25 protein-coding genes are annotated in these 25645 nt (G+C 48.8%); 3 read left to right on the forward strand and 22 right to left on the reverse strand.

Annotation, left to right across the window (positions count from 1 at the left end):
- Positions 1-974: 974 nt before the first annotated feature.
- The 7 genes from minD to DFR62_RS09820 form a co-directional block, all read right to left on the reverse strand.
- Positions 975-1778: a septum site-determining protein MinD gene (minD, locus tag DFR62_RS09790; RefSeq protein WP_058380996.1), complete on the reverse strand. Its 804-nt coding sequence runs from the start codon at positions 1776-1778 to the stop codon at positions 975-977.
- Between the two features lies 1 nt (position 1779).
- A complete protein-coding gene (minC, locus tag DFR62_RS09795) occupies positions 1780-2469 on the reverse strand; it encodes a septum site-determining protein MinC (protein WP_058380997.1) in 690 nt (229 codons plus the stop codon).
- Positions 2469-2999: a rod shape-determining protein MreD gene (gene mreD, locus DFR62_RS09800; RefSeq protein ID WP_058380998.1), complete on the reverse strand. Its 531-nt coding sequence runs from the start codon at positions 2997-2999 to the stop codon at positions 2469-2471. Before mreD ends, minC begins: the two co-directional genes overlap by 1 nt.
- Positions 2996-3883 (reverse strand): rod shape-determining protein MreC, encoded by an 888-nt coding sequence (mreC, locus tag DFR62_RS09805; protein ID WP_121300123.1) that lies wholly within the window; start codon positions 3881-3883, stop codon positions 2996-2998. Before mreC ends, mreD begins: the two co-directional genes overlap by 4 nt.
- A 46-nt stretch (positions 3884-3929) precedes the next feature.
- Positions 3930-4958, reverse strand: coding sequence for a rod shape-determining protein (locus tag DFR62_RS09810; RefSeq protein ID WP_121300293.1), 1029 nt, complete (start codon positions 4956-4958; stop codon positions 3930-3932).
- Between the two features lie 94 nt (positions 4959-5052).
- On the reverse strand, positions 5053-5745 hold the full coding sequence (gene radC / locus DFR62_RS09815; RefSeq protein ID WP_121300125.1) for a RadC family protein: 693 nt from the start codon (positions 5743-5745) through the stop codon (positions 5053-5055).
- The gene (locus DFR62_RS09820; RefSeq protein WP_121300127.1) at positions 5735-6346 is read right to left on the reverse strand and encodes a Maf family protein; all 612 of its coding nucleotides are present in this window, start codon (positions 6344-6346) and stop codon (positions 5735-5737) included. The genes radC and DFR62_RS09820 overlap by 11 nt, the downstream gene beginning before the upstream one ends.
- A 352-nt stretch (positions 6347-6698) precedes the next feature.
- Here DFR62_RS09820 and DFR62_RS09825 point away from each other — a divergent pair, with 352 nt between their 5' ends.
- Positions 6699-8249, forward strand: a complete 1551-nt coding sequence (locus DFR62_RS09825; protein ID WP_425273630.1) for an AbgT family transporter — start codon at positions 6699-6701, stop codon at positions 8247-8249.
- A gap of 158 nt (positions 8250-8407) precedes the next feature.
- Here the strand turns inward: DFR62_RS09825 and DFR62_RS09830 are convergent, their stop codons facing one another.
- The 15 genes from DFR62_RS09830 to DFR62_RS09900 form a co-directional block, all read right to left on the reverse strand.
- Positions 8408-9163, reverse strand: coding sequence for a prepilin peptidase (locus tag DFR62_RS09830; protein WP_121300131.1), 756 nt, complete (start codon positions 9161-9163; stop codon positions 8408-8410).
- Positions 9164-9237: 74 nt separating this feature from the next.
- Entirely contained in the window at positions 9238-9993 is a 756-nt protein-coding gene (locus DFR62_RS09835) for a pilus assembly protein PilO (RefSeq protein WP_121300133.1), read from the reverse strand.
- Positions 9990-10724, reverse strand: a complete 735-nt coding sequence (locus DFR62_RS09840) for a PilN domain-containing protein (protein ID WP_121300135.1) — start codon at positions 10722-10724, stop codon at positions 9990-9992. The genes DFR62_RS09835 and DFR62_RS09840 overlap by 4 nt, the downstream gene beginning before the upstream one ends.
- Before the next feature lie 2 nt (positions 10725-10726).
- Entirely contained in the window at positions 10727-11662 is a 936-nt protein-coding gene (gene pilM / locus DFR62_RS09845; protein WP_121300137.1) for a type IV pilus biogenesis protein PilM, read from the reverse strand.
- Between the two features lie 34 nt (positions 11663-11696).
- A complete protein-coding gene (locus DFR62_RS17585) occupies positions 11697-12164 on the reverse strand; it encodes a prepilin-type N-terminal cleavage/methylation domain-containing protein (RefSeq protein WP_121300140.1) in 468 nt (155 codons plus the stop codon).
- 135 nt (positions 12165-12299) lie between these two features.
- Positions 12300-13511, reverse strand: coding sequence for a type II secretion system F family protein (locus tag DFR62_RS09855; RefSeq protein WP_121300142.1), 1212 nt, complete (start codon positions 13509-13511; stop codon positions 12300-12302).
- A complete protein-coding gene (locus DFR62_RS09860; protein WP_121300144.1) occupies positions 13512-14564 on the reverse strand; it encodes a type IV pilus twitching motility protein PilT in 1053 nt (350 codons plus the stop codon).
- A 1-nt stretch (position 14565) separates the two neighbouring features.
- Complete coding sequence (locus tag DFR62_RS09865; RefSeq protein WP_175578501.1) at positions 14566-16224, reverse strand: GspE/PulE family protein; 1659 nt, start codon at positions 16222-16224, stop codon at positions 14566-14568.
- 22 nt (positions 16225-16246) lie between these two features.
- Positions 16247-17680: a VanW family protein gene (locus tag DFR62_RS09870; protein ID WP_121300146.1), complete on the reverse strand. Its 1434-nt coding sequence runs from the start codon at positions 17678-17680 to the stop codon at positions 16247-16249.
- Position 17681: 1 nt separating this feature from the next.
- Positions 17682-18095, reverse strand: a complete 414-nt coding sequence (locus tag DFR62_RS09875; RefSeq protein WP_121300148.1) for a hypothetical protein — start codon at positions 18093-18095, stop codon at positions 17682-17684.
- Between the two features lie 33 nt (positions 18096-18128).
- Positions 18129-19661 carry a hypothetical protein gene (locus tag DFR62_RS09880; RefSeq protein ID WP_121300150.1) on the reverse strand — a complete coding sequence of 511 codons (1533 nt, stop codon included), beginning with the start codon at positions 19659-19661 and terminating at the stop codon, positions 18129-18131.
- Between the two features lie 10 nt (positions 19662-19671).
- Positions 19672-20130: a prepilin-type N-terminal cleavage/methylation domain-containing protein gene (locus DFR62_RS09885; protein ID WP_101805384.1), complete on the reverse strand. Its 459-nt coding sequence runs from the start codon at positions 20128-20130 to the stop codon at positions 19672-19674.
- Positions 20130-20648, reverse strand: a complete 519-nt coding sequence (locus DFR62_RS09890; RefSeq protein ID WP_158290783.1) for a type IV pilus modification PilV family protein — start codon at positions 20646-20648, stop codon at positions 20130-20132. Before DFR62_RS09890 ends, DFR62_RS09885 begins: the two co-directional genes overlap by 1 nt.
- Positions 20649-20870: 222 nt before the next feature.
- Entirely contained in the window at positions 20871-22574 is a 1704-nt protein-coding gene (locus DFR62_RS09895) for a sensor domain-containing diguanylate cyclase (protein ID WP_121300154.1), read from the reverse strand.
- 46 nt (positions 22575-22620) lie between these two features.
- Positions 22621-23808: a bifunctional folylpolyglutamate synthase/dihydrofolate synthase gene (locus DFR62_RS09900; RefSeq protein ID WP_121300157.1), complete on the reverse strand. Its 1188-nt coding sequence runs from the start codon at positions 23806-23808 to the stop codon at positions 22621-22623.
- A 73-nt stretch (positions 23809-23881) separates the two neighbouring features.
- On the opposite strand from DFR62_RS09900, the gene DFR62_RS09905 reads away from it, so the two are divergent.
- Together DFR62_RS09905 and DFR62_RS09910 are read left to right on the forward strand one after the other, a co-directional pair.
- Entirely contained in the window at positions 23882-24745 is an 864-nt protein-coding gene (locus DFR62_RS09905) for an ATP-grasp domain-containing protein (protein ID WP_121300159.1), read from the forward strand.
- The gene (locus DFR62_RS09910) at positions 24742-25536 is read left to right on the forward strand and encodes an ATP-grasp domain-containing protein (protein WP_121300161.1); all 795 of its coding nucleotides are present in this window, start codon (positions 24742-24744) and stop codon (positions 25534-25536) included. The genes DFR62_RS09905 and DFR62_RS09910 overlap by 4 nt, the downstream gene beginning before the upstream one ends.
- Positions 25537-25645 lie beyond the last annotated feature (109 nt).

Below are 25645 nucleotides of genomic sequence, written 5' to 3' on the forward strand. Positions count from 1 at the left end.
CTACTTTACTAGTTTGTGACTTTCAGGATGAAGAGTATGGCAATGTTGCTTGTGTTCGATTTCATTTCACTTTTGAAAGGCGCCTCCCTGCTTTGGGTTGGCCTCTCACAATGAGCCAGAAAGAACATCTGTCTCATTGCTTCGGCTCACCCTTGGCGCTGGTCGGCTTAGATATTTCATTGGTTCTTGTTTGTTAAGATAGATCTGCTTTTATAGTTAGTTGCCGGCTAGTGGGGGAATCGCTTCCCTATAGTTTGCATGAGTTGAATAGTGAGGTATGCGGAGAGATTCTTTGTGTTCGAGCTTTCGTCATTATAGAATTCCGCCTCCCTGCTTTGGATTGGCCTCTTGCCATAAGCCAAGAAGAACGCTTGTCTTACGGCATCGGCTCACGCTGGGCGCTGGTCGGCTTAGAGATTTCATTGATTCATGTTTGTTTAGATAGATCTACTTCTATAGGTAGTTGCCGGCTAGTGGAGGAATCGCTTCCCTGTCATGATGTGTGCTTTGCGAGATCCAATTTGAGCGGTGTTATGACTGAGAGAATACGTGTCATTTTGGAATATTGGCTCATGATTTAGGGTTTCTGCCATTGCTAGACTTCTTGCCATGCTTTCCGTCATAGAAAAAAGACTATGCATTTTGTTGGTTTAGCACTAACAAGATTCTACGTTTATAAAAATCCCTGTTTAAACAATATGTTATGAATTGTTAACTATATCTCTTACTTTAAACCGACAGTGAGGTTGTAAAGATCCCGCTTACAACAATGGCTGGAGCGCAGGACGGTGACTCCTGAGGGATCAGTGGGTTTGAGAGACCCCGCAGGAGCGTGTTCTTTGCGACGAGGAGGCTCGATTCCCACCCCTCAGCATCCGCCCGGAGCGCAAGCCATCCACTACACTTCTTCTTTATTAAATTCTACAAAACAAAAAACGCCACCGCAAATGCAGTGGCGTTTCTACTATAGAACTTTATTTGCTTGAGAAAATGGATTTGAGTTTGCCGAACATGCCGGGTTTTGGCTTGTCCATGGTCATAAGTGGAACCGATTCACCTAGCAGGCGGCGCGCTATATTGCGGTAGCCGAGTGCTGCAGGGTTCGATGGGTCCATGACAACCGGTTCACCTTTGTTCGAGCTCGAAATGACGCGTTCGTCATCTGGCACGATGCCGAGCAGGTCAATCGACAAATGCGTCGTGATCTCGTTGACATCAAGCGCGTCTCCTGCTTCCATCAAATGCGGGCGGATGCGGTTGATGATGAGTTTCGGCGCTTCGAGGTTTTCTTCCAGTTCCAGCAAACCGATAATGCGGTCAGCATCACGCACTGCGGAGATTTCCGGAGTCGTGATGACGATCGCGCGATCTGCACCGGCGACAGCATTTTTATAGCCTTGTTCAATGCCGGCCGGGCAATCGATGATGATGAAATCGTAGTCCGCTTTCATCCCTTCGATCAATTCTTTCATCTGCTCCGGATTGACGTCATTTTTATCGGCCGTCTGTGCTGCCGGAAGCAGGAATAATTTGTCTTCAAAACGCTTGTCTTTCACAAGCGCCTGATGGATTTTGCAACGGCCTTCGAGCACATCGATCAAATCGTAGATGATGCGGTTCTCGAGGCCTAAAATGACATCCAGGTTGCGAAGCCCGATATCGGTATCGATCAAGCACACTTTTTTGCCTTGAAGAGCCAATGCAGTGCCGAGGTTCGCAGTAGACGTCGTTTTGCCGACGCCTCCTTTGCCTGATGTAATTACGATAGCTTCTCCCACACTAGCTTCCTCCTTTAAACGTAGAAATTTGCGGCCGCAGGAATCTCAGTTCCTGCAAACGGTCGATGATGATTTTGCCGCTGGTATGTAAATAGGCGCATTCCATTTCAGGCTGCTCCGACAAGCTGTCGAGTTCATCGGTCATCGTCTCGAGTTCATCGGCAATCTTCAGATGCGTTGCTTCAAGCCACGATGCGGCAATGACTGCTTCCTTATTGCCGCTAGCTCCTGCGTGGGCAAAGCCTTTAAGGCGCCCGAGCACATAGACGTTGCCGCCCGCTTCGATGCGGCCGTTCTGGTTGACGTCGCCGATGACGACGAGGTCGCCTTTTGCCTTGATGACTTGCCCTGAGCGGACGATGCCGACGTAAGTTTCCGACTGGCGCTCAGCGATCATCCGGTTGCATTCTTCGACGGTGACGACATCGCATTTCGTGCCGATCACTTTCATCTTCGAATTGTCATGGATGACTTTCTTGATTTCTTCCAATTGGGCTTTGCTGTAATGGCGATTCGCCAATTGAACCTGTACTTCCGCGTCCCCTTCGAGCGCAGGGTCGGATACTTTCTTCTTCAGCTCATCGAGGATTTCCGTATAGGAGGCCATATCATTGAGCTGGATGAGAAGCCCTTTGTTCGTTCCTTTAATATTCACGATATTTTTCAAAAAACCTGTCACCTGCGCTTTCATTAATATAACCCGAACTTAGTGCCACGCTGTGGATCTTGCGTGACCATCATCGACCTGAACACCCAGCCAAGCAATCCTAAGTACAGGGCGTTGGCGATTAAGGTCGGCCACAATCTGGATGTCAAAAACGTCCCGGCTGGCGCGTCGGTCAAGCCGATCAATTGGAAGAACAGGTAAAGTGCCACTTCCATCGCGAGCAAAAGACCAAGTGCCAGCAGCGTTGCCGACAGCAGATTTTGTGGAATCTTTTTGAAAAAGTACGCGGCGATCAGGCAGACGGCCGGATACAGAAAAGAATATAATCCAATAATATCAATGTAAAAGACATCATACAAGAGGCCGAAGAACAAACCGTAAAACAACGCATGGCGCAATTCATAGAAAACGGTCAAAAAGATCAGGAATAAAATGAGGAAACGCGGGACGACGTAATACAGCGATCCGCCGATCGACAAGGGCGAAAACAGCCCGAAGATCGGTTCGACGAAAAACAGCACGAGGCAGACGATAGGCACGAGGAAGCGGATCATGATTCCTCTTCCTCTTCTTCTGTCATTCCGTTGTCTTCGCCGTCGACTTCTGGAGCGAGGCGGTCTGCGATGACGACGTGATTGAGCATCGAGAAGTCAGCTGCCGGTTTGACATACGCCAATTTCGTCAAGCCGAATTCATCGATCGTCACTTCCGTGATTTCCCCAATGACGATGCCTTTCGGGAAAATGCCACCGAGCCCGCTCGAGACGACTTGGTCGCCTTCTTTCAAGTCGACCGAGAAATCGATGCGTTTGAGCAGCAGCTCACGGCGCTCAGCATCGTAGCCTTCGATCAAGCCGAATACATCATCCTCGCCGAGCACCATCGCCGATACGCGGTAGTTCGGGTTTTGTGTCGTCACTAGTTCCACCGTCGACGTGGTCGGCGTGACGATCGTCACTTTGCCAATCAAGCCGCCGGCGGTCATGACGGCCATATTTTCCTTGACGCCATGGTTGGTGCCGCGGTTCAAGATAATTTTTTCTTCCCATTGATCCGGGTTGCGGGCGATAACGACCGCCTGGATCGGGTTGTATTCACGTAAATCTTCTTCTTTGCCGACGAGTTCCTTCAGTTCCTCGTTTTCGGAACGAAGGTCGGTCACTTCTGCCTGCACGCCCGCAAATTCCTCGAGGCGTGCTTTCAGCAGGCGGTTTTCTTCAAATGTGTTGATCAGCGAGTCGATATTGTCAAATACACCGGTCACAAAATGTGCGGGCCGTGAAAATACCGATTGCCCGGCGCCTACCGCTTCCTTGACGATCTGTTCGGGCAGCGACACTTGGCCGCGGTCCCGGAGCGTCAAGGAAATCAAGGCGACGAGCAGGATGACGCCGATCAACAGCAGGATAAGCCGCTTGTTCGATAAAAATTGTGGCATATGAGGCCATCCTCCTTATTGATTGGCTCGTGTAGAGCAGTAAAACTTAGCGTCTTTCGATCGCCGTGCGGTAACGGTCGAAGTCTTCAAGTGCGCGCCCGGTTCCGAGTGCGACACAATCAAGCGGATGGTCCGCCGTGAACACCGGCATGCCGACAGCATCCGCGATCACTTTGTCGAGGTTCTTCAACAACGCCCCGCCGCCCGTCAAAACGATGCCGCGGTCCATGATATCGGACGCCAGTTCAGGCGGCGTCTTCTCAAGCGTGTTGCCTAGCCCTTCGACGATGCGCGTCACGGGTTCTTTCAACGCTTGTTCCATTTCTTTTGCAGTAATCGTCAAGGTTTTCGGGAATCCGGTCACGAGGTCGCGGCCGCGGATTTCCATATCCAGCTCAGCTTCTTCCTCATTTAAGACAGCGGCTGTGCCGATGCCCATTTTCAGGTTTTCGGCCGTGCGTTCACCGATAACGACATTATAGCGCTTACGGACGTAATGCTTGATCGCCTCGTCCATCTCGTCCCCGCCGACGCGGATCGATTCACTCGATACGATGCCGCCGAGCGAGATGATGGCGACTTCCGCCGTTCCGCCTCCTATATCGACGACCATGCTGCCGACAGGTTCCCATACCGGAAGCCCTGCGCCAATTGCTGCAGCGAAGGGCTCTTCGATCGTATAAGCTTCCGCTGCCCCAACTGCACGCGCGGCATCCATAACGGCGCGCTGTTCAATCGAAGTGACGCCGTATGGCACGCAGATCATCACTTTGCCGCCGCGCCATTTGCCCGGCGCTTTGCCGGTCGCTTCACTGATGCAATGCTTGATCATCGCGAGCGTCGTGTCGTAGTCGGAGATGACGCCATCGCGCATCGGCCGCAGTGCGACGATATTGGCAGGTGTTCTGCCAATCATATCGCGCGCGCGTTTGCCGACAGCGACGATTTCATTCGTGCGGGTGTTCTTGATGACAATCGATGGTTCCCGAAGCACGATGCCGCGCCCTTTTAAATAGACGAGCGTGTTCGCCGTTCCGAGGTCGATGCCGATATCCTTTGAAGCAAATCCAAACACATGAATCGGTCCTTTCTTATGTAAACCGGGGGTACCGGCAACAGCTTTGCGCAATACCACCCATTATAGAACATCCGGAAAAAAATATACAGTGCTACATGAACCCCTTTTCTTTTAATGAAGTGAATTGATGATCACCGATGATGATGTGGTCGAGCAGTTCGATGCCGATGATCGAGCCGGCTTCCATGAGCCGCTTGGTGACATCGATGTCTTCAGGAGACGGTGCGGGGTTGCCAGAAGGATGGTTGTGCGCACAGACGATGGATGCGGTCGAGCGTCTGACGGCTTCGCGGAAAATTTCGCGGGGATGGACGATGGAGGCATTGAGGCTGCCGACAAAAATGGTTTGGCGGTGCATTACTTGGTTTTTGATGTTGAGGAATAAACAGACAAAATGCTCTTGCTTGAGCGAGGTCATGTCATCCATCAAATAAGTAGCGGCATCTTTCGGGGAACGGATCGTAAAGCGTTCATCGGTCTGTTTGGAAGCGAGCCTGCGTCCCAGTTCAATGGCAGCGAGCAGCTGGACGGCTTTCGCTTCGCCGATGCCGTTGATTGCCGTCATTTCTTCAATGGCGGCATGCTTCAGTTCGTGGAGATGTTCGAATTGCTTGAGCACACGGTTCGCGAGATGCAAAACCGATTCCTCGCGTGTGCCGGTCCGCAACAGGATCGCGATGAGCTCTTGATTGGATAAGCTCACCGCTCCTTGTTTCATGAGCCGTTCGCGCGGCCGGTCGGCAATATGAACATCGCGGATCATCATCGCTTGGTCATTTGGCATAGTCATGCGCTCCTTCGACTTTTAGGTAGCCCGCGTGCGTCAAGTGCTGCAGCAGCTTCGCAATAGGCAAGCCGACGACTGCGTTATAATCGCCTTCGATTTTTTCCACAAACAAGCCCGACACCGTTTGGATGCCGTATGCCCCTGCTTTGTCGTAAGGGTCTTCTGTATCCGTATAGGCGTCGATCCAAGACTCTGGCAATTCGTAGAAACGTACTTGTACGCGTTCATGAAACGATACTTCCTCATCGCCACAGCGCACGCAGACGGCAGTGATGACTTCATGGGTCTTCCCAGACAGCTTGTGCAAATACGCAGACGCTTGCTGTTTGTCTTTTGGCTTCAATAAAATTTCCTCGTTTAATACGACGACTGTATCCGAGCCGATGACGAGCGCTTCAGGGTGGTTCCCTGCGATATCATTCGCTTTTTGGACAGCGCATGCGTTGACATAATCGACTGGCGACTTGAAGCCTTGTGGATCCGGTTCCGGGATATCGCTTGGCACGATGTCGAACGGAATTCCGAGCAGGCCGAGCAATTCTTGGCGGCGCGGCGATTGCGAGGCCAGGATGAGTGGATGTTTAGCTGTGAACTTCATAAAAAATACCTCCTTTTTTCAAGCCATCATACCATTATCAAAAAGCCGGGGCAAAATGGTGAAATACTGAATTTCATCCGAAAACAGCTGATAAATATCGTTTTTTAAGATAGCGCTTTCATGTGAACTTGGGGTATTTCAATTTTTTTATTGTTTTATTAATGTTATTGCACACTTCTCTAGCCCCGTCCTAAGTGCATTCTCAAGACTTGTCAAACATTATCCAAAATTAGCGCAATTGGCACTTCCTTAAATTGCTTTTCTTATGTTTCTTAAGGTTTTATAATGGGTAGAGTCTTTAATTTTTTGAAAATTACTATTACACAATAATTTGATAGTTGTTTTCATATTTATGTTGGAAGGGAGTTTGTCTATTTTGAAAAAACAAAAACGAGGATTGTTCCAAAAATCCCTCGACCGTATCGAAACGATCGGTAATAAACTGCCGCATCCGGTGACCTTGTTTGCGGTTCTCGCAATCATCGTCCTCGCGGTTTCCGCTTTGCTGGCGAATCTCGGCATTTCTGTCGAGCACCCAGGCCAAGAAGGCGAAATCGTGGAAGTGAAGAACTTATTGAACGCAGAAGGCATTCAATACATCTTCGCGAGCATGGTCGATAACTTCATCGGCTTCGCACCACTCGGCGTCGTACTTGTCACGATGCTCGGGATTGGGGTTGCGGAACGCACCGGCCTTATCTCCGCAGTGTTGCGCGGATTTGTCCTGTCGATTCCAAAATTCCTCATCACTGGCGGACTAGTTTTCGCCGGGATCATGTCGAGTGTCGCGTCTGACGCTGGATATGTCGTCTTGCCTCCACTCGGCGCGGTGATCTTTATCGCACTCGGGCGCCACCCGCTTGCCGGTCTTGCCGCAGCGTTTGCCGGTGTCTCTGCCGGATTCTCTGCCAACTTGCTCTTATCGGCAACGGACGCGATGCTTGGCGAATTGACCATCGCAGCCGCTTCGATCATCGACCCGGGCTATGCTGAAGGCATGAACATCGCGATGAACTATTACTTCATCATCGTTTCTGTATTCTTGCTCACCATTGTCGGTGCTGTCGTAACGGAAAAAGTCGTCGAACCACGCCTTGGCGAATACAAAGGCGAGTTCCGTGAAGAAATGACCGGCCTGACAACGCTTGAGAAAAAAGGCTTGCTATGGGCTGGAATCACGACGCTAGTCGGCGTCATCTTGACGGCTCTTCTCATCGTTCCGGAAAGCGGCGTATTGCGCGGAGAAGATGGCGGAATCGTCCAATCTCCGTTCATGAGCTCGCTTGTACCGATCATCACCATCCTGTTCTTCTTGCCAGGCCTTGCATACGGTATCGCAACGAAGAACATCAAGAGCGACAAAGACGTCGCTGCGCAAATGTCTGACACGATGGCATCGATGGGCGTCTTCATCGTCCTAGCGTTCACTGCCGGACAATTCGTCGCTTACTTCGCTGAATCGAATATGGGCATGGTGCTCGGTGTCTACGGTGCACAAGCACTGGAATCCATGAGCTTGACGGGCATCCCGTTGATCATCGGCTTCGTCATCGTCGTCGGGATCATCAATCTGTTCATCGGCTCCGCTTCCGCGAAATGGGCGATGCTTGCACCGGTCTTCGTACCGATCATGATGCAGCTCGGCTATTCGCCGGAATTGACGCAAATGGCTTACCGTATCGCCGATTCATCGACGAACATCATCACGCCGCTTATGACGTATTTCGCGATCGTTATCGCATTCGCACAGAAATACGACAAGAAAATGGGCATCGGTACATTGATCTCGGTCATGTTCCCGTACTCGATTTTCTTCATGATTTTCTGGACATTGATGTTAATCGTTTGGATGTTGTTCGGTCTTGATCTTGGGCCGGCTTCACCAATCCGCTATAACGGATAATAGTAAAAAGCGACAGAACCAAATCGGTTCTGTCGCTTTTTTTGTATTTTATAAGTTTAGAACGATAGTAAGCAAAACACCTCTAGAAATAGCTTCGCCTTCCTCTTACGGCTTTCAAGAACTGTTGGTAATTTTAGTTTACATAATAAAGTTATAATCTACATAAATAAATTCATATACCAGCCGATGAATTGTTCTCCCCACAGATAGACGAGGACGGCGGACAGAGCGATTGACGGGCCGAATGGAATCGGTGTTTTTCGGCCTTGCTTACGCACTCTCAGCAAGATGATGCCGGCCACGGCGCCGATGAACGATGCGAAGAATAAAGTCAGCAAAGTCCCGGTGGTTCCGAGCACGAGGCCGATGACGAAAAACAGTTTGATGTCGCCCCCGCCCATGCCGCCTTTTGACAAAGTCGCAATCAACAACAACACCGAAAATCCGACTGCTGCACCGAGCAATGAATCCCACCATGGATCGAGCGGAATCACAAAACGCAATACCAGCAGCACCGCCGCAAACGGCAAGAGCACTTTATCAGGTATGAGCATATAGGCAATGTCCGAGACCGTGATGATGACGAGCATCGATACGAACAACAAACCGATGATCAGTTCCGGCGTAAAGCCGAATTTCAGGAAGACGGCGGTGAACAATACGGCCGTGATTGCTTCCATTAACGGATAAACCCAATGGATGCTTGAGCCGCATTTCCGGCATTTGCCGCGCAGGAATAAGTAGGAAAACACTGGCACCAGGTCGAGTACGGTCAAACGCCGGTCGCAGGTCGTGCAATGAGACGGCGGATAAGCGATCGATTCGTTTTTCGGCACGCGTAAGCCCACGACATTATAGAACGAGCCGAACACCAAACCGAAGACAGAAGCAAAAACGGAATATACAGCAATCATAACGTCCCTCTTTTACTAATTGGATTTTTAATTAAATCACAGAAATGAAGAAAAGGAAATCGCGATGATTTCCTTCACTCCTCCCCTGATGCACTTTCTTCGACTGTGACGTCAACATCGACATCCACGTCGGAATCTGTTTCTTCTTCATTGTCATCAGCGTATTCCGTGCCATCGTTCGCCGGCAGCGGGTCTTTTTTATCCGCCGGTGCCGGTGCATCGATTTTCGGGACGGTATCTTCCAAAGCGATGAGGTCCGGGCGGTAATACGCCGCAAACGACAGCGTCACTTGCAGCCGTTCGGTTTCTTCGACGACTTCCCTCACTTCGGGATTGGCACCGAAATTGATTGACTCGATGACGAGTATGCGTTCCATTTCCTCGATTTCAGAAATGAAGTCCGTAATTTCGTTATAGTTTTCTGCCGTAAACGCGACAGTGGTTTCCACTTCTTTCAAGTTCTCCAATCCTTCAACCGGAACCGGAAGTGCGACATCCGCTTCTGCGAGCTGGATTGCTTCGACGAGTGTTCCCGAGATGAGCTCAGCTTCTTCGATCTGCAGCACCATCAACTCGGACAGCGGATCAATCGATACTTTCTTCTGCAGTTCAAGGGTGCTGACAGCTTCGCCTTCCGGCAATTCCTTCACTTGTGTCTGCAAGGCCATCAATACATCGCGTTCCGAGCGCAGCGATTGCTGGGCTTGTTCGCGCGCATCTTTCGCCGGCGCATATAGTAAGAAGTACGAATAAAATCCGAGGGCCAACAGGAACAAGACGGCGAGTGCGATGAGCGCTTTTTCTTTTTGGTTTTTTGTCATGCTGCTCATGCGGCTTCATCTCCCGATTCTGCATCGTCTGTCTCGACATCCACATCGACTTCAACATCGGTTTCTTCCGTCTCTGTTGAATCCGCTGGTTGTTCGGCCGGTTCGTCAGTCGGTGCCGCCTCGTCCACCACTTCACCTTCTGCTTCTTCACCTTCTACCGGGATGCGTTCGTCCTGGAACAAGAGCGTGTAAGTCGCCAAATAGCGCGGCTTGCTCGGGTCGACAATGATTTCCTCTTCTTCTGCTTCGTCAAAAATTTCGGTTGCGACGTTATCGAGTGTGGCGGAAGTGAGCAGTTCAGATGATTTCAACTGCGCCAAATAATAAGCCGCTTCGCGTGAAGAGTCGAACTGGACGACAAGCTGCGCCTGATCCAGCCCTGTATACGAGAAGGTCTGGAAAAAGCCGCGTGCCGGAAGCAGCGATACGAGTTCTTCCAATAGCGGAATCGTATCGAATTGGTAGCTTTCCGCCCATTCGACAGTCGCCTGCAATTGCTGTTCTTCGTTCATGCCTTGGCGGGCTTCGAGTTCATTGCGGATTTGCGCCTGTTCAGCCATGACGCCTTGCGCCTGGACTTGCAATGCCTGTTGTTCATTCGCTTCGGCTCTTGCCATCATGGCAAAGACTGCCCAGATGATGATCGCCAATAATAAAATCGCGACCGCCGCGATTAAAACAGCTGGCCGGTCGCGTTCTTTTTGTGGGAGTAAATTAATATCGACTAACATGCCTACACCTCTTTCAACGCCAGGCCGATCGCCCGGTTAAAGCGCGATGGCACGATTTTGCCGTCGGCTTCGATGCCGTCTTTGACGAGCGGCTCGACGCCTATCAGGAACCGGTCGGACAAACGCCCGCAAAATGCGTGCCAATCGCCAAACTCCCCGTTACAGATGACTTTCGTGATGCCTTGTTCGCCTTCATTCATATTATAGCGGTAGAAATTGCCGAGCTTTTCGGCTTCTTCTTCGACGGCCGCAAGCAGCTGCGCCGGATCTTCCGGATTTGCAACAAGCACATCGAGGTCGACCGGCCGCATGAACATCGGGAAATGCTCATGGAAAATCGACACCGTCATCTTCTTGCCTTGCATATCGATGAGCATGATGTGTTCATCTTCCGGAAAATCGTGCTCAAGGTACGCCAAGCGGTATAGCGCGAGCGGCGTAATATCGGCGACAAGCGGTTTCAGTTTCACACCATCGAATACGTCTTCGTAATCTTTGATGACCGATTCTTTCGAAGCGATGATGATCGCTTCCGGTTCATCGGAATCCAAATGGTATGGGACCACATCGAATACCGGGTCTTCGAACGGCAAGTACAGGGTGGAACCGATCTCGATAAAGAAATGCCCTTTTAATTCGTCGGCTTCGACGTCTTCGGGGTAAGGGACTTTGCGGATGATAACAAATTCGTCAGGGGCGAGGAATCGGACTGACTTTTTGGAGAGACCCCACTGATCGACCGCCTTACCGAGTTCCACAGCGAGCGCTTCTGGGTCTGCGATTTTGCCGCTGTCCATGATCCCTTTCGGAAGAAACAATTCTTCCGCCTGGCTCAAGGACACCGGTTCCACAGACTTCAGCTCAACATAGCGGATTGCATCTTCTTCTATTGTAATTGTCGCTACGCGCGCTTTTTTCTGGAAAAACGGTAAGGCCATTTGATCAGCTCCTAATATTTTTGTTGAAATCTAGTTAATTGCGAGTTACCGTAATTTTGCCTACACCATCACCACTTGCCGGAGTATACTCACCTTCTTGATTGTTCGGCATTGTATTTACTGCTGAATTATCTGCGCCATCAAAAGCTACAGAAAGACCTCCATTTGTAGCTGTTGCTGTAAGTGTATTACTAGCTAAAAGAACTGAACCAGCTGTTGGAATTTCCCCAGCATCATCAAGGTATCCTTCACTAACAAGTTCACTCACTAAAACAGTACCAGCTGTAGCAGGTACATTTTCATCTAGCTCATACAAATTAGCAGCATTTAAAACATTCGATGCATCTGCCTTAATTGCTCCAACACGGCTATTTTCAATAATATTACCAATCGCCGGAATCGCAATAGCCGCGATGATTGCGATGATAACGATAACTGCTAAAAGCTCGATCAGCGTCATCCCTTTTTGATCTTTCAACTTCTTTTGTAAGAATTTTTTCATTCTCTTTTCCCCCTTATTATTTTGTTAAGTAAGTACCACTTTCAGTACAGCTTAATTATATCAATGGTCGCAGATTAAACAATATCTTTTTAATATTTTTTTAGAAATTTTTTCTTGATAATATTGCTAAAATACCTACAAATTATCTACATTATTGAACATCTCGAACATTGGCATCATAATTGCCAAGACGATAGTCCCGACGAGAGCCGCAAGTACAACGATCATTAAAGGTTCAATCAAGGCTTTCAGTCTGTCGGTTTCCGCTTCCACTTCTTTCTCGTAAAATTCCGCTACTTTGGCAAGCATATGATCGAGCGATCCAGTTTGTTCGCCGATTGAAATCATATGCGGGATGAGCGGCGGAAAAGCCCAATGCTGCTTCATCGGCGCCGTTAATGAACCGCCACGCTCCAAGGAATCGCGCGACGCGAGCAGCACTTTCGACATGACGGCATTGCCGACGACTTTTTCGGTCATCGTCATCGCCTGCAAGATCGGCACCGAACTGGTGAACAACGAACTGAGCGTGCGGGTGAGCCTGGCGAGTGCGGATTTCTGCAAGAGCTTGCCGAAGATCGGGATTTTCAGCACGACTGTATCGAGCACCATACGCCCTTGTTCGCTGCGTTTCATAAGCCAAATTGTGCCGGCGAAAATTAACGCAAACAACACAAGCAAATACCAATACTGGACCGTGAACCGACTCGCCCCCATTACGACTTGCGTGACAATCGGTAATTCACCGCCAAAGCCTTGGAACATATCGACGAACATCGGCACAATCGTCGACAACAGGAAGATGACAACGCCGATGGCGAGAATTCCGACAACAACCGGATAACTCATCGCCGAGATGACTTTTTGCCTCGTCTGGTACGCTTTGTCATAATGTGTCGCAAGCCGGTCGAGTGAATCATCAATATTCCCGGACAGTTCCCCTGCGCGCACTAAGTTGACCGTTAATGGTTCAAAGATCTTCGGATATTTCGACAACGAATCGGATAAGGAATTTCCTTTACGCAATTCTTCTTCGATTTCCGCGAGCGTTTTACGCAATTGTTTGGATTCGACTTGCTGGGACAGAATCTTCACCGAATCGACGATGGTGACGCCTGCGCGCATCAAAGTCGAAAACTGGCGCAAGAACATGATGAACTGGTCTCGTTTGACTGGGCTGCCGAACGAAATGTCTTTTTGCAATGCGCCAACCGGCACTTCGCGGATATCGATGACGCGAATGCCTTCTTCGCGCAGTTTTTGCACCGCTTCCCGGCGATTTCCGGAAGTGACGTAGCCGGCGCGGATTTTCTTCCGGTCGCGTCCTTCGTATTTAAAGCGCGCCACTTACTCTTCGCCTCCGATCAAATAAGGCGCAGCAATTTGTTTCGTGATGCGTCCTTTATTCAAAAGCTCCTGGACGGATGTCTGCATGAGATGCATCCCCGCCGCACGGTTCGTCAAGATGACGTTCGGGATTTGGTGGACTTTCTCGGTACGGATCAAGTTCGCGATCGTTGTGTTGTGGATCATGATTTCGGTCGCGGCGACGCGCCCTTTGCCGTCCGCTGTCGGAAGCAAGCGCTGAGAGATGACTGCTTTTAAGATGCCGCCGAGCTGCGTGCGGATTTGTGCGTGCTGCTCCGGCGGGAATACATCGATGATCCGTTCGACGGTTGATGCGGCGCTCGAGGTGTGGAGTGTGCCCATGACCAAGTGGCCGGTTTCTGCGGCCGTGATTGCGGTTGTGATCGTCTCGAGGTCACGCATCTCACCGACCAGGATGACATCCGGGTCTTGACGCAGTGCGGCTCTAAGTCCGTTGGCGAATGATTTCGTATCAAAGCCGACTTCGCGCTGGTCGATGACCGATGAGCCGTGCTTATGCATATACTCGATCGGGTCTTCAAGCGTGATGATATGCTTGGTCATGTTTTCATTCATATGGCGGATCATCGCAGCTAAAGTCGTCGATTTACCGGAACCTGTCGGGCCGGTAACGAGAATCAAACCTTGATGCGTATCGGACAATTTCTTCAACGTATCCGGCATTTTCAAATCATCGATCGACGGGATGACCGTCGGGATGGTCCGGAACGCGTGTGAAATGGAGCCTCGCTGGTGGAACGAGTTGACACGGAAACGCGCGACGCCAGGGATCGAGTAGGAATAATCCATCTCGCCTTTTTGCAGGAAAGTGTCCCACAAACTTTCGGGCATCAAGGCTTTCGCGATCGCTTCAGTGTCTTCGGGTAACAGCCGCTCTTCCCCGTAGCGCTTGAGCGAGCCGTGCATGCGGAAAACCGGCGGGATGCCGGTAGTCATATGGATATCGGATACGTCGAGTTCACGCGCTGCGGTCAAAACTTTATCGATAAAATCAATAGCGGTTTCAGTCATATTAGTCACTCATGGCAACGCGGAGCACTTCTTCCGTCGTCGTCATGCCCTCCTTTACTTTTAATAGACCATCATCAATAAGGAAAATCGTTTTATTGGCCACGGCGATTTTGCGGATCTCGGCAGCCGTGCCGCCGCGGTTAATGACGTCTTTGATGGCATCATCGACAACGAGCACTTCGTGGATCGCCATGCGCCCTTTATAGCCGCTCATATTGCATTGCGGGCAGCCGGCGCCCCGTGAAATCGTGTCGATCGACAAGCCCCTTCTCGCGAAAATCTCTTGTTCGCGCACGCTTGCCGGCTGTATTTCCTTGCAATCTCGGCACACACGGCGGATGAGCCGCTGTGCGATGACCGCATTGAGCGAAGCAGTCACGAGAAACGGTTCAATGCCCATATCGAGTAGGCGCGTAATCGATGCGATCGAGTCATTCGTATGGATCGTGCTCAGTACCAAATGCCCCGTGAGCGAGGCTCGGATGGAAATATCTGCTGTTTCCTTGTCGCGGATTTCCCCGACCATGACGATATCGGGATCTTGGCGCAGAATCGAGCGCAATCCTGCCGCAAAACTCAAACCTACATTGGCGTTCACTTGGATTTGATTGATACCTTCCAATTGATATTCGACAGGGTCTTCAACGGTGATGATGTTCACTTCTTCGGAATTCAGCTTATTGAGCGCCGCATATAATGTAGATGATTTCCCGGAGCCGGTCGGGCCGGAAATTAATACGATGCCGTTCGGTTTATCGATTTCGCGCATAAAGCGTTCCATATTCGTCTCGTTGAAACCAAGCTTGGAAATATCGGTTAAGTTCTGGCTCAAATCCAAAATCCGCATGACGATTTTTTCCCCGAACACTGTCGGAAGCGAGGATACGCGAAGGTCGATCGCGCGGAAATCGACAGTCGTTTTAATACGGCCGTCTTGCGGGATGCGGTTTTCGGTAATGTCGAGATTCGCCAAAATCTTGATGCGCGCGGTGACCATTTGCTGCATCGTTTTTGGCAATACCCGCTCTGTCCGGAGCGTTCCATCAATCCGGTAACGCACCAATAATTTGCCTTCATGCGGGTCGAGATGGACATCGGATGCTTTCATCGCGACCGCATTCGACAGCAGCTGATTGACAAGGCGTACAATCGGCGCATCGAGGTCGGTCAAGGCGTCTTCTTTGTCTTCTTTCGCATCCGGCATTTCCTCTAAGAGTTCATCGTAGGATTCTTCTTCGTAATACTTGGCGATTGTTTTCATGATATCTTCTTTTGACGCAATCGTCGGTTCGATCTGGAAGCCCGTTGCTAAACGCAAATCATCAATTGTGATGAAATCGGTCGGGTCGGTCATCGCGATAAACAAGCGGTCGCCTTCTGTTTTCAATGGCACGAGTAATTTGCGCTTCGCGAATTCCTTCGGCACGACGTTGAACAGCATCGGGTCGAATGGGTAGCGGAACAACGAGACATGCGGAATGCCGAGCTGCACTTCAAGCGTTTCGATCAATTGCTGTTCAGTGATGAGCCCACGAGACAACAAGGCATCGCCGAGTTTCTGGTCATTCTGTTTCGAATCGAGCGTCCCTTGCAAATCTTCCTGTGTCAATAAGCCTTGCTCGACGAGGATATCACCGAGCCTTCTCCGTTTAATTACCATTCAAATCCCCCCTGCTCTAACGTCATTTGTCGACTCGTTTCCCCGCTTTATCGTAAACTGGTTCATCGTCTTGCGATGGATCGTTTTCACTATTTGTCTCGTCATTTTCACCGTCTGTATTTGTGCCGCCATCTTGAGTGGAGCCGTCAGTCGCTTGTCCCGCTCCAGCATAAGCGCCTTCTTCATTTCCAACAACCGTTTCGTCTTCCGCACTTTGTTCTGCAGGGTCATGGATGCCGTTGTTGTTTGCGTCAATAAAGCCTTCATCTCCTGGCTGCGGAATCGGTTCACCGTTGGCATCGGTCGCTGGTGCTTCAGGTACGTTGAGCGGATACACTTCGACGCGGTGGACCGGCGGATAGAAATCGCTCGACACCGGTTCGACGCGCACTTCTTTATCGCCTTCCAACACACTTCTCACCACTTCGATGCGCTTGCCGTCACGGCCTTGTTCTTTCACTTTTTTGCCGCTCGAGACGAATGCGCTGTATTGCTTGATGAGACGCGGTTCTACTTCTTTATCGGCTGCGCTCGAGATGTAATAGGTGTGGACAAATGGCTGTCCGTGGATCGATGCCGTCAGTTCACCATTTTGCAGATAGACATTCAATGTGAATGAACTGGCATTCGGATTGGAGAAGGCGAAATCGACACCCAATGACCGGTTAATCGCCGCTTCTTCCCCGGCCGGCACATTTTCCGGCACTTGTTCGCCGATGCTGCGCTGTTCAATGAGGAAATTCGTCCGCAATATGGCTCCGTAAATGGCCGAAGCGATTTCTGTCAGTTCCGCATCGGTCGCATCGAGCAAAGCCAGTTCTTCAAGTTTTGATAGAAAGTCGAATTGCTCACCTGGAGCTATGACTGTGCCGTCGATAACCTCGATCAATTCTTCTGCACCGGCGCTGTTTATACTATGGGAGAAACTCGATTGGGCCACTTCTTCCGGGCTCATTTCAAGAGAATCGCTGCTGATATCGACACGCGTCACCGACTGTCCGCCTTCAAGCGCCGTTTCAAGCTGCTGGTGAATATTCGCGATATCCGCTTCTGTAAACGGCACATCGGTGAACTGCTTTTTCAAGAACGAACGCGTCGTCGTTTCCGACAGATCAAATACGAAATCATTTTGTGCGCCGCTCTGTGCTCTTTCCAAAGTTTCATCCAATGAAATTTCAACGTCTTTCAATGGGTATTTTGCAGTCGCGTCCAAATACGTGACATGCAGTTCCGAGGATTCCCGGACCGCGGAAGCCTGGCTCAAAAACAAAGTCTTGGCATCCGCGACCGCCATATTCGATACGTCGGTCGTGCCGATATACGTATAATCGCCGTATTCTGCCGACGGGAACACCCATTCATCGACCGCATACGCCCCCGCATTGGCTGTGCCAAATACGACAAGGGCGGCTCCGAATACGCCGCCAAACATTTTTCCGAATTGCTTATTGTCCATCTTAATTCCCCTTTCCGACCGGGCCGATGGACTCCATGCCAAATACCTTCTCGGATTTCTCTTTAACTGGTTCTGTTTCTCGTTCTGGCGCCTTTTCGGCTTCTATTGCGGGTTTCGGCGGTTCGACTGCTTGCTTCTTGCGATCTTTGCGTTCTTGTTTTAACCGCTCTTTTTCCTGCTGCTCGCGTTCTTCCATTTTCATGAAAAGAAGCGCTGTCACGAGCGACAAGCCGAGAATTGCGAGCAGGCTCATATGCCAAGCGAAATTCCCTTGCATCCAAAGCGCCACAGCTGCAGCGAAAAGGCTTCCGATTGCCACAATATACGCCTTTTTCTTATTCTCTATTTTTTTGAAAAAGACTACTCCTGCCATGACCACAGCTGTAATCATGAGCCAAATCAATAATTTAATCATTGTTTCTCCCCCTAGACCTTGCGCATTTCTTCATTAATATTCAACTTCCAGGCCGAAACCGGATCCGATCGGTTCTGGAACCGAGACGTCGATCGGGACAATCTTGCTTTCTTTCATCGAGATGCCGCAGTTTTCCAGGAATGTCGAGTAGTCATTGACTCCGGTTACATATATGCTGGTCATTGTTTGCTCATCACCATTAACGGTAACCATACGAGGTTGATTTTGCGTATCCAATAGTTCGAACTTCTTCGTTGAACTTGCAGTGTAGTAAATTAAATGTCCACTGTCAGAAAAGGTCACTTCCTGCCCAAGCCTTTTTAAATCATCTTCATTAATCCGATCGATATCTAAACAGAAATTGGAATGATTCGATATTTCAATATGGTTTTTCCATTCAAGTCGTCCAAGAGGTTCGGCATTTTTATATCCAAGCACCAAAAAGTTAGTGTTATACATATTTTTCAGGTTGACATCGACATCAAGTTCTTTGACGACAATTGTCTGTTTCTCGCCATTCTTGCCAAGATTGATTATGTTGTTTCCAACTGACAGTTTCCCATTGATGAATAAATTTGCGTTAACTAAATTATTCATATTGTTCGTAGCCCCGACATCAGTCTCGTTCACAACGATGTTAATGCCTTGAAAATCTGTATTATTGCAATTAGTGCTGCAAACAAAACCTAAATAATTATCCGTGTAAACACGAAAATCTTTTGGGTCCATATCCTCATCCAATGATGCCAAAAATCCTTCTAATGTTTCGGTTCCACTAGCTTTGCATTCATATGGGGCGTTGGCTTTATTTTCTCGAACAGCTGTTAAAAGGTCAGCGCATGAAATAGCTGGAGGAGTTGATGAGAAGACTTTATCATAAGTTAAATCTTCGTCTTCAGTTATAACGATGGTGTTGATTTTGCGGGTTTCCGTCGAATTGAGAAAGCTATCCGGAATCTCTACTTGAAAAATTGCGGTTAGTTCTTTTTGATTGTCGATTGCCCGTCCTTCAACGTTCAATTCGATTTTCACCCATTTCACATCTTTATCAATGATATGCAGATCATCGACATTGTTTTGTGCCATATTTAATTTCACTGCAGTCGCCGATTGTACATGGTATTGTAATTGCTCTCCCGCAAACGGCGTTTCTTCTCCAGCCAGTTTCAAATCATCCAGTTCAGTACTTTTTTCAAGTATTTTCTCGACGTAGAGTTCTTTCATTTCTCTATCGATTTCCTCTTCCCACGCTGTTCTTTCCATTTCAGTATCACATAAAGCACCGAGCGGCTCTTCTACACAAGAAATGAGGACATTTAGTCGCAACTGCGTTTCCTGTTGCATTTCTTCTTTCAATAGTTTCAATTCGCGTTCAAAGTCCGAACTATAATAGATAGTGCCCATTTCAGCGGCTGCGACCGCTTGGTTTCCCGTATCCACAACTTTTTCCTGTTTCGCATGATTCAATGAGCCCGCCATGAACGTGGCCGCTAACCCCATAAACAGCACGATGATGAGCAGGACGATGACAAGCGCATAGCCTTTTTCATTTTTTACCTTTTCCATATAGCGCCTCCTATGGCCGGTCAGTGCGGATGCGTGTCAACGTCGTCTGGATGCTCAAGTTTCGGCCGTTTTTCGTTAAATTTAAATGGATATTGGCGTGTTCTTTTTTCGGTTCGATCAATGTTTCAACAGTCAGGTCTGGATTGCCGGCTATTACAGTGCCGGTGTAGTCATATTCCTTATCGAGCACTCGTTCAAAAACTCCCACTCCTGTTGCATCTTCAGTTTTCATCATTAATTGGCCGCCTTCAAATTTGAGTGAATACGTCTCATTCTGGCGATGAGCGGCCGATAACTTCGTAATAATGATATTGGCATCTTGCTGGATTTCTGTTTTGCTCGTTTCTGCAGTGGTGTGTTTCATTCCGATGGATAATGCCGTCCAAGCCGCAGTTGCAATGATGGATACAAGGAGAAGCGCTGCCAGTACTTCGACAAGGCTTACCCCTTTCTCATTTAGCCTCTCCATCAATTTTGTTCCTCTACACGGTATTGAAGATAGCCATATGTTTCACTATTCACTTGGCCGTCTTGATAAATCTTTAAATGCATTTTGTGCAGTTGGGCGAGAGTAGGATCATCGCATTTTAAAAGGCTCGTCTCGCTCTCAGTCAAAAAAGGCGTACAGGCGAGTGCAAGTTCTACTTCGTATGTGTAGCCATCCTGCTTTTCGAACCGGGCATAACCGTTTTGCTCAGAGACTTTTGTATAACTCAAACTGTTCATCGTCACTTCGTATTTATCAATGAATTTTTCATAGATGACTGGATCCGCTTCGTCGCGGTCGCCCAGCCAGTCAGCATTGGTGATATTCGCCATCTCCTGCCTGGCCAAGTTCATCGTGTCGAGCTTCGCTTCGGTCTTGTTGTTGAACAAGGTCATTTGGGGAAATACGGTCATGATGCCGACGAAGACGATGCCGAGGATGACGAGCGCCGCCAACACTTCGACGAGCGTTAAGCCTTGTTGCGATTTCAGCTTGTTCATTTCCTGCATTCCCCCTAAAATTGCATCGTTTATTGTATTTAATTTCCTTATTGTGAAGTCTTTCTATCTAAATCCTGCTACGCCTATATTATTGCATGTTTACTTGGTTTTGACACGGTATTTTTACAGGATAATCTATACTTTTTAATAAAACTTTAGCTTTTATTCCCATCTTTCCTGAGAGAAAAAGACTACAGAATCGGCAAAAGCCGTTCTGTAGCCTTATTTTGTATAGGCAGCAACCTTATTGCGCCCTGCTTGCTTCGCTCCGATATATAATGCCCGGTCGGCATTGCGGATCATTGCCATGGCATCGTCACTGTCATCCGGCGCTGAAGAGACGCCGATGCTCATGGTGATTTGGATGCCGACAGTGCCTCTGTTGTCATCCAAATCGCTGTGGATGGTGAATTGGTGCTTCTCAATTTCTTTGCGGATGTTCTCCGCGAACAGCATCGAAACTTCCTTGCTATAGCCGGGAAGCAAAACGACAAACTCTTCGCCGCCGTAACGGGCTACCGTCCCTTCGCTGCCGACCATGTCCGTCAGTAAATTGGCAAGCTCAACTAAAATTTCATTGCCGCTTTGGTGGCCGTATTTATCATTGATCGCTTTAAAGTAATCGATGTCCATCATGATGACGGACAAATTATCGAGTTCGCCGTTATTCACTTGATCCATGCATTTGCCGATCGCTTCATCAAGATAGCGGTAATTATATAGTTTGGTCAGTCCGCAGCGTTCGCTCTTGGCGATCGCTTTTTGGACGAGCACTGCTTTTTCCAAGGATACGGCAAAATAAGTGCTTAGGATGTCCAGAATTTGAAGTTGATGGTTGTGGAAAGCATGTTTTCTGCGGGCGGCGAGAACCAAAACGCCTTCGATTTTATTGTTTCGCGAAATGGGCATCGCCATGAGGCTCTCCGAATCGGGATGGATGTATTCCGTCGGTATGCTTTTCCATTGGGATTTGCTGCTAAACATATACGAATCGTTTTCAATAATTGCCTTGCCTCCGATTCCTTGGTCGTAATTGATCGGTTGTGTGTCGAGCGGCTGGAATTGATTTTCCTCGAACTTCCTTAACATCAGCAATTGCCCATCGCGGAAATCAATGACATAAGCAAAATCCACTTTGAAAAGTTTGGCAACTTGAATGACAAATTGGTCAAATACTTCATCTGACGACAAACGAGCAGCCAATTGGTGTCCGATCACGCCCGCTTTTTTCAAATCGTTGTTCACTTTTTCCGAATTGGTGTACATATGGATAATGGCAGTCATCGTAAAAAATGGGATGCCCAGCAACAATAAAGCTGTCAATCCAAAATAGGCTTCTGACATGTACAGGGCGATCGAGAACGGAAACACCAAGAAAGTGATGGCAAAATCCCAGATCGTATCAAGTGAGAAAAAGTCTTTATGCTCGCGAAGGATCCGCGCATAGCCATAGAGGATGAATTGATTGGCAATAAAAGAGACGGTTTGGAACAACAAGCCGAATACAATGACATCCGCCAGATTCAAAGAAGCGATCTCCCCTCCCGCAAAGAGGAACGTCAAGCCGGCAATCGCTGAAATCGCGAAGAACATCATCGAATTGAACGGGATCCGTACCGACAGGCTTTCAGAAGTCCGCAGCCTTAAAATGACGATGATCATCGTTAATTGGGACAGGATAACTTCGACAAACAATCCATATTTCAAAAAGACGGCCACTGTGAGCCATTGGACGAGGTAAGTTGGCACGCCGCTGATGTTCATCGGGAACAAGCATGCCAGCACGAAAAAGGCCAAATATGCTAAAACATCGGCCAATTCCAAGGAAGGTGGTGGGTAGTATTGATAAATGAGAAACAGTCCTGGCGGAACAATAAACAGCCATGCCGCCCAAAGGATGTTCCTTCTTTTTGATAATGGGTCCATCGCTCGTCTCCCTTGCTATGTTCTCGCATTGTCCCTGTCTTGCTGGTCACGGGCTATTATAATGCCGGAACATCTGATAATTTCGTTGTTTTAGCAGACTCAATAGGTAAAGAGAACCCGTGACTATTGTCACTTCTGAATCATTCTGTACAGGTAATATATCATAATCATTTTGAATTGTCTTTATTTTACTTATATTTTCTGAAAATAAAATATGGGCTGGCATGGCGCGCTCATCAGAGAAATCAATAAAAGTAAAGTGACTGCTTATTTTTTCCAACAGCCTTAAAATGGATAAATAGTCCTTCCCTTGAATCAAGCCCATAACAATATGAATTTTTTTATCTGGATAATTTTCCTGTATCGTTTCAACTAAGGCTTTGATGCTCGCTTCATTGTGCGCCCCGTCAAAGATGACATGCTGAAAAATTTCCTCAAAACGGAACGCGATTGTGGCTTGTGCAAGTCCTGCGGCTGTTTTTTCTGCATCGAACAATTGCCCCAGCACTTGTTGTGCAGCTGTCCATGCCAAAGAAGCATTGATTCGCTGATGCTGGCCTTTCAGCTTCAGGGGGCCGTCGTATTCTTGCACTGTTATGATGGGCGCATGGTGTTCTTGCGCTATTCCCTCAATTACTTTGCGGGCTTCTTCCGGTAATGGCCCGATGACAACAGGCTTTTCATTCTTGATGATCCCCGCTTTATGCCAGGCGATTTCTTCGATGCTGTCTCCAAGAAACATAGTATGTTCCTTGGAAATGCTTGTAATGATGGACACAAGTGGATCGATGACATTGGTGCTATCGAACCTGCCCCCCATTCCCGCTTCGATGATAATATAATCCGGTGCTGCCTCCTCGAAAATGAGCAAGGCACAAACCGTCAGCAATTCAAAATCCGTAAGCGCCGTTTCCACTTTCGAAAGCCTTTCCATCGCTTTATCGAATTCCGCCGTTCCGATCGGCATGCGGTCGAGTTGGATTTGGTCATGGACATCCTCAATCGCCGGCGAGAAGAAATTGCCGACGCGTTTTCCGTGTGCCATAAGGATGGACGATACGAAAGCGGCAGTGGAACCTTTGCCATTCGTGCCGGCAATATGGATAAACGGCAGTCCTTTATGCGGGTTGCCCAATTCGAAAAGCGCTGCTTCCATCGCTTCTAGGCCAGGCTTGATCGATGCGTCCGACCGGATGCCCCATTTTTCCTTATAAGGATCGAGTCCTGTAATCATTTAAAAAACCTCTTTCTATTAGTAAACATGATACACTTTTTACGTATGAGTATATCATGAAGGTGGAATGGAAATGCTGAGTTGTTGGGTTATCTATAACGGAAGCCTCGTTTCCGATAAATTTCAAGACCAGGCGCAATTGATGGCTGAAGCCGCTGAGCGCCAGGGCATCCAAGTATCAATCAAGAAAAATTACGAAATCCAAATGTCGCTCTCCGAGCAGCAAGAGTTTCCCGATTTTGCGGTGCTGCTCGACAAAGACATTTTGCTCGGGTATTTCCTGAAAAGCCGGGGCGTTCCCGTTTACAATGATCCGGCGATCATCGATTTATGTGATAATAAAGCCACGCAATACATCCGTCTGGCAGAACGAAAGATTCCGATGCCGAAGACGATCGTCGCACCGAAAGTGTATCCAAACTTCACAATCCAAGGTTCCGGTTATTACGAAGGCGTCTTGGATCAACTCGGCTTGCCGATGATCATCAAGGAAGGACACGGATCGTTCGGCATGAAAGTGTATTTGATCGAAACCGAAGAGCAGTTTTATGAGAAAGTAGAAAGCCTGTCCGGCATCGATTACGTATTCCAGGAATTCATCGAAGAAAGCCGCGGGCGCGACATCCGCGTCAATATCGTCGGAGGAAAGATCGTTGCCGCGATGAAACGCCAGTCCGATACTGATTTCCGTGCGAATATCACAAACGGCGGGCGTGCCTTCCCAGTTGAACTGAGCGAACAGCAACAACTACTCGCACTAAATGCGGCTCAAGCAGTCGGTGCCGTATTTGCCGGCGTCGACCTGTTATATGGACCCAATGGCCAAACGCTCGTCTGTGAAGTCAACGCCGCTGCACACATCCGCAATATCCTCAATGTCACAGGCGTCAACGTCGCAGATGCGATGATCCGCTATATCCAGGAGGATTTGGCATGATCGTTTTGTATGAATCCGCGGCTGCACAGCATAACCAGGGATTTATCGATGAATTGAAGCGCTATTTTTCAATTGAGTTGCTCACCTGGGATGATTGGAGTGAGGATGGGCTGGAACAGTTACTCAAGCGAGTCCAGGGCCACTCAGTGTTTTTTCGTGTACGCCAGCCACATGCTGCGCGTTTTTTAGAAGACAACGGCGTACGTCTTATCAACCGCGCTGAAGTGAACCGCATCGCCAACGATAAATGGCAGAGCTATCAATTTTTTCAATTGCTCGGAGTGCCGGTGATCCCGACACAAAAAACGCCGCTCGCTCTCCCGTATATCACAAAAACGGCGGACGGCCACGGCGGTGCTGAAGTGTGGCATGTCGAATCGCCGGTCGATATGCCTGCTATTGAATCCCTGCTCCTCTATCAGCCTGTGGTTCCGCATATTGCCGATGTCCGGGCGTACGTTATCGGCAAGAATATCGTCGGCGCGGTCAAACGCAGCGCCACTGATTCATTTAAAGCGAATTATTCGCTCGGTGCTTCCGTTGAACGATTCGAGCTGACGGCTGCACAGCGAAACGACGTCGAAAAAATCGCCACAGCCTTGAACAGCGATTACATCGGCATCGACTTTTTGCTATTGGAAGACGGCCGCCATGTGTTCAATGAATTTGAAGACCCAGTCGGCGCCCGCTCTTTTTACCAAACACACGATGATAATATCGCCGAGCTCTTGGCACAGCATTTTACAAACTTGGAACAAAACTATCCGTTCCGTGACAGCGACCGGAACTAAATGAGGTTATTACCCAGTTACGAATTAAACTAGGATCATTTTTCCGACATTCAAAATCAATGACCTATCTAAGTATTTGGAGAAGCGTTCGCTCGACTCCAGTGGATCA

The sequence above is a fragment of the Planococcus citreus genome, assembly GCF_003664125.1.
Lineage (GTDB): Bacteria > Bacillota > Bacilli > Bacillales_A > Planococcaceae > Planococcus > Planococcus citreus.